12 protein-coding genes are annotated in these 16,144 nt (G+C 36.2%); 4 read left to right on the forward strand and 8 right to left on the reverse strand.

Annotation, left to right across the window (positions count from 1 at the left end; translation table 11 throughout):
• The 3 genes from yiaA to ahcY form a co-directional block, all read right to left on the reverse strand.
• Complete coding sequence (gene yiaA, locus AC3HD6_RS02395; RefSeq protein ID WP_065392731.1) at nt 1-393, reverse strand: inner membrane protein YiaA; 393 nt, start codon at nt 391-393, stop codon at nt 1-3.
• Between the two features lie 164 nt (nt 394-557).
• Nucleotides 558-1,391: a hypothetical protein gene (locus tag AC3HD6_RS02400; protein ID WP_488894896.1), complete on the reverse strand. Its 834-nt coding sequence runs from the start codon at nt 1,389-1,391 to the stop codon at nt 558-560.
• Nucleotides 1,392-1,490: 99 nt separating this feature from the next.
• Entirely contained in the window at nt 1,491-2,804 is a 1,314-nt protein-coding gene (gene ahcY, locus AC3HD6_RS02405; protein ID WP_115971143.1) for an adenosylhomocysteinase, read from the reverse strand.
• Between the two features lie 165 nt (nt 2,805-2,969).
• On the opposite strand from ahcY, the gene AC3HD6_RS02410 reads away from it, so the two are divergent.
• Both AC3HD6_RS02410 and AC3HD6_RS02415 read left to right on the forward strand, forming a co-directional pair.
• Nucleotides 2,970-3,488: a pyridoxamine 5'-phosphate oxidase family protein gene (locus AC3HD6_RS02410; protein ID WP_488894897.1), complete on the forward strand. Its 519-nt coding sequence runs from the start codon at nt 2,970-2,972 to the stop codon at nt 3,486-3,488.
• 179 nt (nt 3,489-3,667) lie between these two features.
• A complete protein-coding gene (locus tag AC3HD6_RS02415; protein ID WP_488894898.1) occupies nt 3,668-4,282 on the forward strand; it encodes a 4'-phosphopantetheinyl transferase superfamily protein in 615 nt (204 codons plus the stop codon).
• Here AC3HD6_RS02415 and AC3HD6_RS02420 read toward each other — a convergent pair.
• From AC3HD6_RS02420 to porU, 4 genes are all read right to left on the reverse strand, one after another.
• Complete coding sequence (locus tag AC3HD6_RS02420; protein ID WP_488894899.1) at nt 4,263-6,527, reverse strand: FUSC family protein; 2,265 nt, start codon at nt 6,525-6,527, stop codon at nt 4,263-4,265. The genes AC3HD6_RS02415 and AC3HD6_RS02420 overlap by 20 nt on opposite strands.
• A gap of 155 nt (nt 6,528-6,682) precedes the next feature.
• A complete protein-coding gene (locus AC3HD6_RS02425; RefSeq protein ID WP_488894900.1) occupies nt 6,683-7,099 on the reverse strand; it encodes a hypothetical protein in 417 nt (138 codons plus the stop codon).
• Nucleotides 7,100-7,167: 68 nt separating this feature from the next.
• Nucleotides 7,168-8,316 (reverse strand): type IX secretion system outer membrane channel protein PorV, encoded by a 1,149-nt coding sequence (porV, locus tag AC3HD6_RS02430; RefSeq protein WP_488894901.1) that lies wholly within the window; start codon nt 8,314-8,316, stop codon nt 7,168-7,170.
• Nucleotides 8,317-8,376: 60 nt separating this feature from the next.
• Nucleotides 8,377-12,273 (reverse strand): type IX secretion system sortase PorU, encoded by a 3,897-nt coding sequence (gene porU, locus AC3HD6_RS02435; RefSeq protein WP_488894902.1) that lies wholly within the window; start codon nt 12,271-12,273, stop codon nt 8,377-8,379.
• 165 nt (nt 12,274-12,438) lie between these two features.
• Between porU and gldJ the strand changes: the two genes are divergently transcribed.
• The gene (gene gldJ, locus AC3HD6_RS02440; RefSeq protein ID WP_488894903.1) at nt 12,439-14,040 is read left to right on the forward strand and encodes a gliding motility lipoprotein GldJ; all 1,602 of its coding nucleotides are present in this window, start codon (nt 12,439-12,441) and stop codon (nt 14,038-14,040) included.
• Nucleotides 14,041-14,184: 144 nt separating this feature from the next.
• The gene (locus AC3HD6_RS02445) at nt 14,185-15,456 is read left to right on the forward strand and encodes a UDP-N-acetylmuramoyl-tripeptide--D-alanyl-D-alanine ligase (protein WP_488894904.1); all 1,272 of its coding nucleotides are present in this window, start codon (nt 14,185-14,187) and stop codon (nt 15,454-15,456) included.
• Here AC3HD6_RS02445 and AC3HD6_RS02450 read toward each other — a convergent pair.
• Nucleotides 15,449-16,060: an NUDIX hydrolase gene (locus AC3HD6_RS02450; protein ID WP_488894905.1), complete on the reverse strand. Its 612-nt coding sequence runs from the start codon at nt 16,058-16,060 to the stop codon at nt 15,449-15,451. The genes AC3HD6_RS02445 and AC3HD6_RS02450 overlap by 8 nt on opposite strands.
• Between the last annotated feature and the right edge of the window lie 84 nt (nt 16,061-16,144).

A 16,144-nucleotide genomic window follows, 5' to 3' on the forward strand; every position in this document is an offset into this window, starting at 1 on the left:
TTATTCCTGAAGCATATTGTCCCGGGTATTTTTTTGTACAGCAATAGCACCAAACAGTGCCAGAAGAAAAGCAAAGGCATAAAATCCTTTTTCACTTGGAAGTATTGTCGCATTCCAAAGGCCAATGGCTAGTAATACAATGGAAGAAAGGGTAGCAAACCAACAGATTCCGTAATAAATGTCTGTTACCTGGATATTTTCTAATTTGTCACGAACTGCTTTCTGTAAAGAAACCACAGCAAATAAACCATATAATAAGATCGTAAAATAATAACCTTTCTCATTCAGCTGCATTTCTGCTCTTGCAAGACCTACGATATAACCAATCATTCCTGCTCCCAATGCGACCCAAGAGGCTGCAACAAACGCATTTGATACTCTTTGTTTTTTCATGAATTTAATGTTTTGTTTAAAGAGCTAAATATATTCATTTTTTGTTAACATTGTTGTCATCATTAGAAAATATGGGAAAAATACGGAGGGATAAACCTATGATCTTCATCTTCCATCTTATTATAGATAAGTTGATAATCTGCTTTTGAAAAGGCAAAACGTTTTTAGCCTGGAAAGGTTGTATATTGTTTTTGTAAAGTAATATATTCGTAATTATACTCTATCAAGGTCTTGCCAGTAGCATCTTTTCCTATGACCTTAGAAGGTAATTGAGAGCTATTGTATTGAATTTCATAGATCATATTTTGAATCTCAATCCAATTTCCCTCACCATCCTTACGGCTTATTTTTTCTGACGTATAATTATTTTGACTTAAAAATTGTGTACCAGCCAAATAAGTTCTAAAGTATGTATTGGTCAGAGAATAAGGATTGATCTTGTTATCGTAGGAGAATTCTCTTTTAATAGTAGTTGGACCACCTGTATTATCACTGAATGAGGTTTCTGTTGAAACATTATCACCGCTGTAAGTATATGATGAAATAGATGGAATGGTACAATTTAATGAAAAACAAAGGGAAGTACCCGTGATTTTATCATTGTTATAGGTGTAAACCTTTGTTGTGTTACCATTAGAATCTGGATAGATTGATTTAATTGTAGTTAGCTGATTTTCATTATAAGTGCAGGTGGTATAATAAGCAATTGTTCCATCTGTATTATAGTAATTTGTTTTTGAAAGTTTTCCGGTAGTATCATATTCAAAGCTTGTTGTTCTGCCTTGTGATGAAACTTTGATTAATTGTTTTTTACTGTTATAATCAAATGTTACTACACTTGTATTGATATTAGAAGGATTCGTATAATTAACAGTTGTGACTTTACTTAAGAATATTTTAGCTTCAGGATTATTGGATACATTATCATCATCATCACCGCTGCAGCTGCTAAATAATAAGATTGAGCTTAGGGCTCCTAGAAATAAGTAAGTTTTCATAGTATATTTTTTGCACTCAAAAATAGAAAATGTTCTGAGGGTAGGGAATAAAAAATCCCACTATTTCAAAATAGTGGGATAATATCATATTTTAGAATCTTAGTATCTGTAGTATTCTGGCTTGAATGGGCCTTTTACATCTACTCCGATATACTCAGCCTGCTCAGGAGAAAGGGTCTCAAGCTCTACGCTTAATTTCTTAAGGTGTAAAGCAGCTACTTTTTCGTCTAAGTGCTTAGGTAACATATATACTTCGTTTCCGTATGCTGCAGAATTGTTCCATAACTCGATCTGAGCCAAAGTCTGGTTAGAGAAAGAGTTAGACATTACAAAACTTGGGTGACCTGTAGCACATCCAAGATTTACCAATCTTCCTTCTGCAAGGATGATTACTTCTTTTCCTTCGATGGTATAGATATCTACCTGAGGCTTCACTTCAGATTTAGTCTGACCATAGTTTTGGTTTAACCAAGCCATATCGATTTCGTTATCGAAGTGACCAATGTTACAAACGATTGCTTTATCTTTCATCTTAAGGAAGTGCTCTCCTCTTACGATGTTGAAGTTACCTGTTGTAGTAATAATGATATCTGCATTATCTACCACAGTATCCAATCTTTTTACTTCATAACCATCCATTGCAGCCTGAAGCGCACAGATTGGGTCAATTTCAGTAACAGTAACGATAGAACCAGCTCCTCTGAAAGAAGCAGCAGTACCTTTACCTACATCTCCATATCCGCAAACTACCACTCTTTTTCCAGCTAACATTACGTCAGTAGCTCTTCTTACAGCATCTACTGCAGATTCTTTACATCCGTATTTGTTGTCGAATTTAGATTTAGTTACAGAGTCGTTTACGTTGATAGCAGGCATTACCAAAGTTCCGTTCTTCATTCTTTCATATAATCTGTGAACTCCGGTAGTTGTTTCTTCAGAAAGACCTTTGATATCTTTCGTGAATTCAGGGTATTTATCAAAAACCATGTTTGTTAAATCTCCACCATCATCAAGGATCATGTTCAATGGCTTTCTGTCTTCTCCAAAGAATAAAGTCTGCTCAATACACCAGTCAAATTCTTCTTCATTTAAACCTTTCCAAGCATAAACCGGAATTCCTGCAGCCGCAATAGCAGCAGCAGCGTGATCCTGTGTAGAGAAAATATTACAAGATGACCAGGTAACTTCAGCTCCTAAAGCTACCAATGTCTCGATAAGCACAGCCGTTTGGATCGTCATGTGAAGACATCCAGCGATTCTTGCTCCTTTAAGCGGTTGAGATGGTCCGTACTCTTCACGGATTGCCATCAAACCTGGCATTTCTGCTTCTGCAAGGGTAATTTCTTTTCTTCCCCATTCTGCAAGGGAGATATCCTTAACTTTATAAGGAACGTATTGTGTTGTTGTACTCATATGTAATGAATAAATTTAAATTCAATTGATAACGAAAGGCAAAATTACAATTTATAATTAAGATAAAAAAACGGCAGATCAATTTCAGTTTCATGAGATTAAACATAGCTTAAAATTATTTAGTCTTAATATAAATAATTACTTTTAGCTGATAAATACTATATTATGAATACTACTCATACAGAGAAAAAAACAAAACCTGTTACTCCTAAAGTAAAAGAGTTAATTGAAAGATCAAAAAGTGTAATCCTGGCTACTGTAGATGCAGAGGGAAATCCTAATTCCAGTTACGCACCGTTTGTACAGGTTGACAATACATTTTATATCCTGGTTTCTTTTATGGCAAGACATACTAAAAATCTTTCGGAAGGCAGAAAAACTTCAATCATGTTTATTGAAGATGAGTCTGCTACCAAACAGATTTATGCCAGAGAGCGTTTAACAATAGAAGCAGCCACTTCACAGATTGAAAGAGACTCAGAAACATGGAATCATGTGGTGACGCAGCTAAAACAAACTCACGGAAAAGTAGTGGATGTCATTTCAGAAATGGGTGACTTTATCCTAATTGCTTTACAGCCTACAAAAGGTTCTTATGTAAATGGTTTCGGAAGTGCTTACTTTGTAGATGCCAATCTGGAAATTATAGAGCATAGAAATGATGCGAATCATCAGGCGAAATAAATAAGAAGGGTAGCTGGAAGAAGGAAGCTGGAAGGTCTAGTGGTTAAGCTAATTAGAATATCTGCTTTTGAATAGATTTTCTAAATAAGTTTATATTTACTTTTATCGACAAATATAAACTTCCATCTTCCAGCTCCCATCTTCCAACTTTTTCCTTATTTTTGTCCAATAAAAAAAGAATGCCCCTTTACAGAGATTTTTCAGATGATAATGCCACAATTTTAGTTTGGAAGTATGATGAAAGTGAAGAACTTGATATCAACGAACTCCTTGAACCGGAAAATGCTGAAAAAGTAAAGGATTACCATCCTAAAAAACTAGTAGAAGTATTGATGGTTCGTAAGCTTCTGAAAGGGTTAAAGCCTTACTCTAAAATTCTATACAATGAGAGAGAACCTTTTCTTTCTCCCAAGGATGCAGAAATCTCTATCACCCATTCTTTCCCGTTTGCGGCTATTGCTATTTCTAACAATAAAATAGGAATAGATGTTGAAAAATTCAATCCCAAGATTTTAAGGGTGATTGATAAATTCACCTATGAAAACGAACGAGGTTTTATTCCTGACGATAAAGCTGATACTTTTTACACCATTATTTGGAGTGTAAAGGAGAGTATGTACAAGATTCATCATTCCAAATACTGGTCACTGAAGAAAAATTATGAAGTGAAACCTTTTGAGTTGAAACATCTTCATAAAATCAGCTGTCGTGTATACGATGAACAGTTTTCAGATGAATTTAAAGCCAGAGTAGAATTTTTTGATGACTACTGCTTTACGATTGTGGAGGAGTAGCATGTTTCTCACTTCTGTATTTTTCGATTACTTTTCGTTGCTCTTTGGCAACATCGTAGATTAGTTCCAGAATATCGTGGATGTTTTTCAGTTCCGTTAAATGAGATATTTTATCAGGATCTCTTCGGTCAATAATTTCATTTTCCTCAATTTCGGTCTTTCTCTTCAAAAGCATATCTTCAATAGAAGAATCTTCCGGTTCCAGACGGCTTTCCATTCTAAGAGCTTCTGTGATATCATCTCCATTGAGCAGGGTTGAGGTTTGCTGCATTTCTGCTTCAATTTTTCTGCTCCAGCTTTCTGCATCTATTTCAGGATATTGTTCATTGCTTTTAGAGTATTGGGACAAAGAAGCTGTATAGGCTGTAACAAGATGTGAAGTGGCTACAAACTGATGAACCACTTCCAGTTTTTTCTGCTGATTTTTAGGGTCCGATATCATTCGCTGAAAATTATCGGAAAGATTGGCTAATGAAATAATGGCATTTTTTCGTTTTACTTTATAGTCTTCAATATCGAAGTTTCCTTGTAAAAATTTAGACATTACACTCTGGAAATAGATCAGATTGTCTGCAGCAGACTTTTTCATCAGATCCAGATTTTGTGTATGTTCCCATACAGGTAACACAATATAGGAAACTGCAAATGCTATAATTCCGGCAATAGCTGTATCTACAACTCTGTCTTTAAAAATGATATTTACTTTCCCAGGATTTAAAAAATTAAAACTCAGAAAGACATAGATCGTCATGAAAAGAACTGCCCAAAAATACCTTCCTTTTAAAAAGCTGAAACACATAATCATACTGATCAGCAAAATGGCAAATAAAACACTATTGATGTGTATGAAATGCAGAATAATATAGGCAATTGTAGCTCCGGTCACCGTTCCGTAGAGACGCAGCAGATTTCTTTGCTTGGTGATAGAGTAAGCCGGCTTTAGAATGGCTGTAATGGTAATTAATATCCAATACGTATGTCCCAATCCCAGAAAATCAAACATGGAAAATAGATATCCCAGCAATAATGCTGTTGTAATTCTTATCGCATGGCGGAAATGGGAAGAGGATAATGAAATATTATTTCTTAAAACTTTAGAGTTCAGTTTGGGTTCATTAGGCATGAACTTTCTTAAGTCTAATCCCGTGGATAAACTTTTTGCCAGTTTTACATCCTGTGAAAATACTTTGTAAATCTCATTGATCTCCTTGGTAATTTCATTGATACGCATCAGGATCTGACGCAGAACCATGAAGTTTTCCAGACTATCAGGAGACAGCTGTTTATTTCTAAGTTCGAAATAATTATAGTTGAGGTTTTTTAATTCGAGTTCTAGATTAAACATTGGTTTTGCCCGTGTTCCGCTTTGGAGGGCAATTCCGATATTGGTGATCTCTTCTGCCAGTAAATTAAGATAATCGTGGATGTTTACGAGGATCATACTGTCTTCAAAGCTTTGCTGAAGCTTCTGATAATCACTTTCAGAAGTCATCAGTTTCTCATGAAGGTCCATGGAATTCAGGAACATCAACATCAATAATCGACTGGTAGTCGTAGATTCGTTGACGATGGTTCTTGTTTTAAAAACAGTTTCTCTGGTATCTTCCTGCAGGTTTTTTATTTCAATCTGTTTGGCAATAACCTGAGTGGTAAGCTTGTCAAAATCTGGATTCTTCTGATAATAATTGGCTTTGATCTTTAAAAATTCTGCCAGTTGGAGATAGTTTTCCCCAATCATCTGACTTGCCAGTTTGTAAGGGCGGATGGTGGTAACTACCAGGAATATCAGTAAAAACCAAATACACCCGCTGGCAAATATCAACAAACTTTTAAAAATATTAGCCCCTGTAAGATGGCCATCAATAAAGATGGCGAGTACTACTAGTGATAGTGAACCCACGGCAGCCAATCGCTGGCCATAAACCCCAATTAAGGAGAAAAACATTCCGAAGACGACAATCTCCAATAATACAAGGATCTTAAAATTCATCACCAGACTGGCTATTAATGCTACAAAGACAAAACAGCAAATGGCAAATGCCAGTGCATTTCTTCTTCTGATAAAAGGTCCGGGTTGGTCAGTAAGAGCTACAAAACTGGTTCCGAGAGGGAAGAGGAAGTATTCTTTTAAAATTCCAAAGTGTGCAAGAACTAAACAAGGGAGAACAGTAGCTAATGTAATTCTGATAGCAGAATACAGATATTGACTGGTCACAAATTTTTTTAGCTCCGCCGAATAGTTCATACTACAAAAATAGCTATTGAATTTAAAAAAATCGCCATAAAGGATAGACTTTTGTAAACTTAAATGTTATATTTTTTTAATAGTGTTAATGGCGGGATTATCAATAATGAATTTTAGCTTCATAAAAAATGGCTTGATCATAGAAAGGTGATTTACTATTCGATCTTTTGAAATTCATATTCAACCATTTTTTCCTGCCAATCCTTTTTATATCGTATAAGTTTATCGTTGTTTAACTGTAATCGGAAACCTTCCAAAAAATTGCCTTCAGGAATTTTGGAAGTATAGGAAAGGATGATCTTACCAGCTGAATCTAGTTTCCATTTTGCATGGATACGGGATGTGATATTTTCATTACAGCTGTTTACGTTTTTTTCTATGAAAACAACATCGTTGTCCCGAAAATTGAGAACGAGATGAATCATATGGCTGGCACAGGGATTATATTCAGCGGTTTCGGCACATACATTTCCGATAAGGGCTTTGAAGTTTTTGCCTTTTAAGATAGTCTGAGAAAAATAAAGCTGAAAGCTGCCTAAGAGAATCGTGAAACAGATTATATATTTTTTCATATTGTGCTATGGTGAATAAAAAAGCCTCATGCAAAATAGATGAGGCTTTGTATAATTGTTGATTTTGATTATCGTTCATTGTTGGATGTTTCTTCACCAATGTTCCAGGTAAGACCAAAACGAAGAGTGTTATCCAATGCAGTATTCACTTTAGACATATTGATCAGATAAGAAAGATCAAGTCCAAATGAACGGTATTTTAGTCCGATACCTGCTGTAGCAAATTGTCTTGCTCCCTGCTCTTCACTTTCATGGAAATAACCTCCTCTTACAGAAAAAGCATTGTCATAAGAATATTCCAAAGCACCACTATACATGATACTGTTTGGGTTTTTGAATGACTTTCCGATACCAGCTATTGGCCCCACATTTGGAATTTCATATTTAGGTCTTCTGTATGCATCTACACCCACATATTCAGATCCCGGAACCAAAAGTTTTGAACCTTCGAAGGAGATTCCGATTCTGTTCAGGTCATCCATATACATATCATACCCAATCCCTAATCTTGCCATCGTTGGAAGATAAGATCTTGATTCTTCATTTCCGGTATAATCCAGTTTTGGACCTAGGTTTTGTATGGCTAAACCTGCATTTAATTTACCGTCATATCCTCCGAAACTTGAAAATCTTTCAGAAGTATAGTATGCTGAAATATCTACAGCAAAAGAGTTTGCTGCTTTAAGTGTATTATCTGTGTTGAATCCTCCGGCTAAGTCTGAACGGATAAATCTACCGGTTACAGCCATGGAGTAGGAGTCAGAAAGCTTCAAACCATAAGCGACATCAATGGAAAATTCGTTAGGCTTTGATACCCCATTTGAAGTAACATCATTACCTACTAATTGAGTAAGGTCTACTTCTCCCATGTTGAAGTAATAAATACTCGCAGAGATGGTAGATCTTTCATCCTGTCCAAGGAATTTATGAAATGCTCCGTATAATAAGAATACATCATTGGTAAGTTTTCCCATATAGGGAGTATAGGTAAGACCTACGGAAGAACTTGTTCTGCTGAAAGGATATTTAGCTGCATTCCAAAATTGTGAGAATGCATCAGGAGAGGTTACCACCCCTTGATCTCCCATACCTCCCGCTCTTGCATCTGGTGCAATTCTTAGGAAGGGAGCTCCGGTAAGTACTGGGTTTATTTGTGAATAGCCTAGAAAACCAGCACTTAACCCAAGTCCTAAAAGCAGTTTAGTAGTTAAATTCATATGTTGTCTTTTATATATTATCAGTTTTTTATAAATTTTATTGTCTATGTGTTATTTAAATTATTTCAAAAGTACCATTTTTTCTACAGCTGTGGCACTTCCTTTGCATTTTTCTTGGTTTTGGCTTTTTGCAAATATCTTAAAAATATATGTACCTTTTGCAACTGTAGACCCAAAATCATCTCTTCCATCCCATTCTATAGCCTGGCGAGGGGTTCTATAGCCCTGAAGGAACGGTTCTGCAACTACCGGCTGAGATAAAGTTCTTACCAATCTACCAGTGATGGTATAAATTTGTACATTCACATCCAGGATATCATCACAATTGTGTTCAAACTGAATATATGTTTTATTGGTGAATGGATTTGGCCAGTTTAACGGACGGTTGATCGTCAGATGCTGGTCAGCTTCATCTTTAACCTCAAAATTTAACGTACTAGTTGTCGAATTATTGTTTATATCCCAAACTTTAAATGTTAATTGATGTTGACCCACTGCAAGATTTCTGAACGGATAGCTTACATTTCCTTTTTGATACTCAGCAAGACTTGGATTTAAACACCCGTTTCCTTCCCCAGCAGCATAAAAATCATTCAGAATAACCGTATTGATAACCTGGCCATCTAAATATACCGTAATATCATGGCCTACCCCTGATCCAGTAGCGTTAATTCCCGTATCATCAGTAAGACAAGCCAGAAGCATCGGATTCTGATTGGTAATTCCACCATCTGCAAAGTTGGTGTTATTCATATATAATTTTACTTTTGGCGGCTGGTTATCATTAATTCCATTAGGATTGATATCTCCAACCTGAACAGCCTGGTTATTGAATACGTCAGTTACTTTATTGTCTGCGTATCCTAATATTCTTCCTTCACCCACAGTATAGTTGATATCTTTAGGAACATAGAACTCTGCAGTGAATACCCCGTTTACTGCCGTTCCGGAAGCTTTTACAATAGGGCTTCCTTCTTCTGTATAATTTAATACAGGATAAGACCAGTTATTATTGTTCAGAGTCTTTTTATTCAGTTTTTTATCAAAAATATTAATCGAAACTCTTCCATTGAAAGTTGTATTCACCGTACCGTTTGGATTGTTGATATGGCCTTTTATTTTAACAAAATCAAGCCCTCTGATTAATCCCGGCACAGGTGTTTCAATATTATCAATAGCCAATAATCTTTGAGGACGGCTCAGTTTCATAGCCGGATCACCCAATAGATTTACTCTAAGGTGATTAGGGTTAGCTCCTGTTTCTTTTTTTGCGTTTAAATGAGCGTAGCCTAATGTATTAAAATCATCGTTTGTTAATTTGAAAATATTTTTGGTGAAAGTATCTGTAAAGCTTCGCCCATAATCAATGGCTATGGCACGGCTGGAAGTAATCATTGTAGCAGGACCTCCCTGTTTAAGTTTCATAAACTGCTCTCCAGCAGAATTGGTAGCCGGCTCATCCCATAAAGTAAATTCACAGGTTATGGTAGACACAAACGGGAATCTGCTGTAAACACTGGAGAAGTTATTAGAATTTTGAATTTCAGTACTTGTTAATACCCTTTCCTGAGCCCATCCGTTGATTCCTCCGTGTCCAAAATAGAAAAGATACAAGCTGTTTCCTATGCTGTTAGCGATAGACTGGTTTACCTGCGGATATCTTGGTCCCCCTGCGGTACTTTGCATGGTAAAGGCATCCTGATATGTTTTTTTAACATTGTATTCTTTCAGAGTCTGAACACCTGGCTGTTCAAATATATTGACCAATGTATTGTTCATCACATTATGGAAAGGTCCACCGCCTTCCTCGTTATCATCCACCACAAAGTCAAGTCTCATTCTCCATTCTCCAAAAGGGCTGGATTGTCCTGGAAGACCATTGTAATACGCTAAGGTTTTATCTATCATATTGGCCGCCTCTGTATTATTGGCCGCCGGAATTCTTCCCACAGGAAGGTTAGGTAGATTGTATGTTATACTGGATGCTGTTTGAGGCTGGGTCATTACAATATAATCATCTGTAACGAAAGACTGTACATAATCTGAAGAAAACTCACTTTGGTAAGAAGATACGATATTGTTATTATTGGAAATTCTGTTCTTATAATCATAAGAAGCATCACCAAGAATAAATACATATTTAAGTCTTCCTTCCGGAGTATTTAATTTGGTAACAAAATCTCTTACAGCGGTAAGATCTTTGCTTCCGTTTCCATATTCTTCATAGACCTTATTGACATCTACGATTTCTACCTTATAGTTATTTTTTGTTTGATGATAGTTTGCCAGCCTTTGTGCCTGCCCCATCAATTCAGGTACAGTAAGAATCAGATAATCTATATTACTGATTGCCGAAAGATTCTGGTTGGCAATTCTTCCAACAAACTGTGGAGTGAAAGCTGCGTCAGCACGGAAAGCAACAAATTCATTGTTGAAGTTCTGATCCGAAGCTGTATAAGCGAAATTGAAAGAGCCGGCTCCTGCTTTATTTACTCTTCTGTTGGCGTTCGTAATATCTGTAACATCCCATACCTGCTCCAGGCCGGCTGTATTGGAAATGCTGAATCCATAATTTGTATTGCTTCCGCTTACAATAGAATAATCTCTGAAATTCATCTGAGAACCATTGAATGCAAGATTCTCTTTGTATTGTACTTCAAGATAGTCAAAGTAGAAAGCTCCGTTAGGGTTTGGAGAGATATCTGGATTGTATTTCAATGTGATCTGATTTCCGGTCTGATTGGTAATCGTTCCGTTATATCTCATAGGATAGAAAATATACGAATAGGTTGGGTCATCAGTTGGAACCTTCTCCTTAAAAGGATTAAGACCATTGATGTTAATATCCATAAAATTCTGTTGAGACCTGTATCCTATTACCTGTGATCTATATCTGATAACATCTGTAGGCTGCATAGGAGAGTTTGTGGTAAGAGTGATGGTCTTTTCAGTGGTGAAAGGAGCTTCTTCTACCCATATTCTTCCTACTTTCAATAAATTTGTCTGATCATTGTTGATGACCTGATAGCTGTCATATCGGGTAATCAGCTGAGCGGGTAGGTCCCCATCTATTGTACCGACTCTTTTTCCTGCCCCTTTATCAAAGTTGATATAATAGTAGGAGAAATCATCATATATATTTTTGAGATTGTTGCTGTTATCTGATCTTGTCTCTCTTCTTTTAAACCCTTTTCCATTATTGGTATCATAAAGGTTGTATCCATTCGGGCCTTGTGCATAGAATAAGGCGTAGTCATTATCGTTCCATACGCCATCATCTTCACCCACTACCTGAATAGCATTTTCCTGTAAAGAGTTATATCGGGCATCCTGATTGAACTCAGGAAGCATAATTCCTCCGTTTCCATACACTCTCAAATTCTTTGGATTTACAGAAGAAGGGTTGATGCCGCTATCTCTTAAAAACTGAGATGTAATTTTAAATATTCCGGATTTATCAACCTTTATTTTGTAAAAGTTTCCACTCGCAAGAGGGTTGTCGGTAGTTCCTATTTTATTGACCCCTCCAAAGCTGTTAATGGGAGTAGAAGCTTCAGAAACATTAAATGAAGATAATCTGAGAATACCTCCTTTGGTCTTTTTGAATAAACCTACACTGATGCTGGCATATCTTTCCCCATCTAATGTATAATAGGTAACTTCAGCAATATCACGATCCGGAAGTCCTCCTTTGTCCAATTCAAATAATTCCTGGTTAGAAACTCCATCCCAGGCAAGGTCCGAAATTTTTAGCTCCTTTTCTCCGATTTTTTGCTTTGTTACTATAAAAACGTTATTTTGGCTGAAAGTAAAACCTTCATTTTTAAAATTTGGAAGATTTAATTTTATGTCACCAAAATCCTGAATTTTGGAACCATTCCATTCTATGGTGTTTCTTTGGGCGTAAAGTGTTGATGCAAAAGCGATTAAAGATAAAAGCGTGATTTTTCGTTTCATGTTTATTATTGAAATTGCTAAATTACAAAATAAATGAAAATTTTAGAATTAAATTGTAATACAATAAAATTAATTTGTTATCGTTGTTCAAAAAAATCAAATCTTTATTTGATTTATTGAATAATTTATTTTTTCTTTGTACTCTTGAAAATATTTATATCGACTATGAAAAAACTAAAGTTGTTTTCATTAATAGCATTAAGTTCTACACTTGCATTAACCAGCTGTGGCGGATCAGGGACCAGCAAAGGTGGCGGTACCAAAAAATTTGTCAGTAAAACGGGTTGGAAACCAAACGAAAAACAGGGTTGGTTTTTTGCAGGAAAGCAACAGAAGCAGAAGGGTTGGCCGGGAATGGTATATGTAGAAGGTGGAACTTTTACAATGGGATTAGTGAAAGATGATGTTATGCATGATTGGAATAATACACCACGCAGAATGCAGGTGAGTTCATTCTTTATCGGAGAAACAGAAATTACTAACTACGAATACCGCGAATACCTTACATGGTTGAAGTATGTATTCCCTCCAAGTGATCCTAGCTTTAAGGAAATTTATAACGGGGCTTTACCGGATACCTTATTATGGGACAACAAATTATCTAGAAACGATTATAATGAAACCTATCTGCGTTCTCCGGAATTCGATTATTATCCGGTAGTAGGGGTTTCCTGGACACAAGCAAACAGATACTGTGAATGGCTGACAGACAGAGCAAATGAAAAAGCTTTGATGCAGGCAGGTGTTATTGCTAAAGATTTATATATCAATGAATCCAATAACCAGGGAGGTACAGCATTTAACATGGATAAATTCAAAGCGAATGATCCTGAAATGCAAGGGTATATCAATGAAAAAAGAATGCAGCAGAAATCTGGTATGAAAACGACTAACCAAAGATTGCTGGCTGCCAACAGAGCTCCTAATGGTGCCATGGTTCAGAAATTCAGACTTCCTACTGAAGTTGAATGGGAATATGCAGCTTTAGGAATGGCGAAAAATAGAGAGTACAACCAATACCTTGGTAAAAAACCTGAAATCGAAAGATTAAGAGGAGTTAAAGGAAAAGAAAGAGGAATGTTCCTTGAAAACTTTAAAATGGGTAAAGGAGATTATTCCGGTATTGCTGGATGGAAAAACGATGGATCTGCACAAACTTCAGATGTAAGACAATATCCGTCTAATGACCTTGGTATCTATGGTATGTATGGAAACGTTGCAGAATGGACTGCTGATGTTTACAGACCTATCATTGATGAAGATTACAATGATTTCAACTACTACAGAGGAAATATGCCTCAGGCTATTGTAAGAAACGGTGACGGAACTTACAAAATGATCGACGAAGGAACTATCAAGTATGATACCTTAGCTGATGGTAGATTAGTATATAAAGGGCTTCCTGGACAATTCGAGAGAGAAACTATTGCTGATTACAGAAACTATAGAGACGGTGACAGACAATCTTCTTTAGAATACAGAAATGAGTCTGATTCTGCTTCAGGATTTAATATGTACAATGCTCCTCGTCAGAGATTCGTTGTAGATGGAAGCGGTAGAGTGAAAATGCAGAAAGATTCTAAAGACAGAACTTCAGCGATCTCTAACGAAGTAAGAGTAGTAAAAGGAGGTTCTTGGCAAGATACAGCATATTGGCTGGATCCAGGACAAAGAAGATATAAGAATCAAGGCAGAGCTTATGGTTGGGTTGGTTTCCGTGTTGCACAGGATGCTAGAACTAATGATAAGAGCAGAACTAGAAGATAATATTTATCAAAAAATACTTTTAAAAAACCTTCCGGATTTTCGGAAGGTTTTTTTATTTTTGAACGATGAAACCCCTTCTCGAAAAAGTACTGAAATCATGATACAGAGTTAGTGGTTGCTATTTGAAAAAATATATATTTCCATATGAATATAGAACAGTTTTATCCTTTATTTTTACAGGCCGACAAAGTAACGATCGATAGCCGAAAAATAGCCAAAAATGATATCTTTTTTGCCTTTTCTGGTGATAATTTTAATGCAGCAACCCTGGCAGAAAAAGCCATAGATGGAGGAGCTTTGGCAGTTATTGTTGAACAGCCTGAATTCGAAAATAAGGATAAGAATATTTTCTATGTTCCCTCTACACTTGAATTCCTGCAGCAATTGGCCATCTATCATAGAAGCAAGCTTACCATTCCTTTTATCGGACTTACAGGCAGTAATGGGAAGACAACAACAAAAGAGCTGATTCATGCTGTACTATCAGAGAAATTTAATGTTCAATATACGTATGGGAATCTGAATAATCATATTGGAGTTCCATTGACGATTCTTTCCATCAAACCTGAACATGAAATGGCTGTCATTGAGATGGGAGCCAACCATCAGAAAGAGATAGAATTCCTTTGTACCATTTCACAGCCGGATTTCGGATATATTACCAATTTTGGAAAAGCCCACCTGGAAGGTTTCGGAGGCTTCGAAGGAGTGATTAAAGGAAAGTCTGAATTGTATGACTACCTTAAAGAAAATAATCAGACCATTATCGTTAACGAAAATGATCCTATCCAGGTAGAAAAAACGGAAAATTATTCACCTAAGATCACTTTTGGAAAAGCAGAATCTGATTACAATTTTGAAGCTTTTTCAGAAGATCATTTTGTAGGATTGATTTATCAGGGAGAAAAGACCGTATCTAAGCTGACAGGAGAGTATAATTTTACGAACCTTTGTGCTGCTGCAAGCCTTGGTCTTCATTTTGGAATCAGCTTTGACAAAATAAAGAATGCCGTAGAGCAGTATACTCCAACAAATATGCGTTCGCAGGTGGTGAAAAAAGAAGATAGAACTTTAGTATTGGATACTTATAATGCTAATCCAAGTTCGATGATGGCTTCATTACACAACTTTATCACGTTTGAGGGCCGTAAAGCCATTATCATTGGTGATATGTTGGAATTGGGTACTGAGAGTGAAAAAGAACATCAAAACATCTTAGAATTAGCGAAAAGACTTGGGTTTGATATGATCATCACTGTTGGAAAGCATTTCAAAGGGGTGAATTCATCAGATCTTGCTTTTGAGAACACTACTGAACTGATTGAATATTTACAACAGAATAAAATTCAGTCAGAAAATATACTGCTGAAGGGATCAAGAGGGATAGCGCTGGAAAAGGTAATTGATTTTATTTAGCCTTTGAAGCCCAGAACTCTTTTACAATAAGCTTAATATTCTGGAATGTGCTTGGGAAAACTTCATCTTCAATCTGAGTGGTGTTTTTCCAGGCAACTTCAGTAATTCCTTCCTCTATCTGGGGCTTTGAAGTATCTTCTCCATTGAAGTTCATTTCAAACCAATGGGTACATTTCAGGATTTTATCACCGTTTCTTTCAATATAGATGTGATACGTAGTATTGATAAACTGTACGAGTTCTACATCTCTTAAACCGGTCTCTTCTTCAATTTCTCTTACGGCAGACTCTTCTCTGGATTCTCCTTTTTCCATTTTTCCTTTTGGAAGATCCCATTTACCTAATCTTCTGATGAAAAGCATGTCACCTTCAGGTTTAATAACAAGCCCGCCGGCTGCTTCTATAATTCTGAACAGTTTTTGGAATTCCTGCCAGATTTTATCAATATTCTCACCATAAACATTAAGCTCGGTTACAGAGGTATTCTCTAAAAGATCCAATGCAATCTCTAAAGTCGTGAAGCTTTCATACCCAAGCTTTTTTTCAAGTTCTTCGGGATGCTTAGATATCAATAATTTTTTTTCGTTCACAAAAACTTTATACATCTCAGATAGTTATAGTTAGTATTGATCCTTAGAGGGTAGTGATGTTAAGAGATGGGAAAATAGGTTATTTTTACCACACTTTTT

The sequence above is a fragment of the Chryseobacterium sp. II3a genome, assembly GCF_057815135.1.

What these genes read in the sequence shown, in the direction of transcription:
- porU (WP_488894902.1), bottom strand. Translation starts at nt 12,273, where the DNA reads ATGAAACGAAAAATCACGCTTTTATCTTTAATCGCTTTTGCATCAACA.
- AC3HD6_RS02425 (WP_488894900.1), bottom strand. Translation starts at nt 7,099, where the DNA reads ATGAAAAAATATATAATCTGTTTCACGATTCTCTTAGGCAGCTTTCAG.
- AC3HD6_RS02420 (WP_488894899.1), bottom strand. Translation starts at nt 6,527, where the DNA reads ATGAACTATTCGGCGGAGCTAAAAAAATTTGTGACCAGTCAATATCTG.
- porV (WP_488894901.1), bottom strand. Translation starts at nt 8,316, where the DNA reads ATGAATTTAACTACTAAACTGCTTTTAGGACTTGGGTTAAGTGCTGGT.
- AC3HD6_RS02445 (WP_488894904.1), top strand. Translation starts at nt 14,185, where the DNA reads ATGAATATAGAACAGTTTTATCCTTTATTTTTACAGGCCGACAAAGTA.
- AC3HD6_RS02400 (WP_488894896.1), bottom strand. Translation starts at nt 1,391, where the DNA reads ATGAAAACTTACTTATTTCTAGGAGCCCTAAGCTCAATCTTATTATTT.
- AC3HD6_RS02410 (WP_488894897.1), top strand. Translation starts at nt 2,970, where the DNA reads ATGAATACTACTCATACAGAGAAAAAAACAAAACCTGTTACTCCTAAA.
- AC3HD6_RS02450 (WP_488894905.1), bottom strand. Translation starts at nt 16,060, where the DNA reads ATGTATAAAGTTTTTGTGAACGAAAAAAAATTATTGATATCTAAGCAT.
- AC3HD6_RS02415 (WP_488894898.1), top strand. Translation starts at nt 3,668, where the DNA reads ATGCCCCTTTACAGAGATTTTTCAGATGATAATGCCACAATTTTAGTT.
- gldJ (WP_488894903.1), top strand. Translation starts at nt 12,439, where the DNA reads ATGAAAAAACTAAAGTTGTTTTCATTAATAGCATTAAGTTCTACACTT.
- yiaA (WP_065392731.1), bottom strand. Translation starts at nt 393, where the DNA reads ATGAAAAAACAAAGAGTATCAAATGCGTTTGTTGCAGCCTCTTGGGTC.
- ahcY (WP_115971143.1), bottom strand. Translation starts at nt 2,804, where the DNA reads ATGAGTACAACAACACAATACGTTCCTTATAAAGTTAAGGATATCTCC.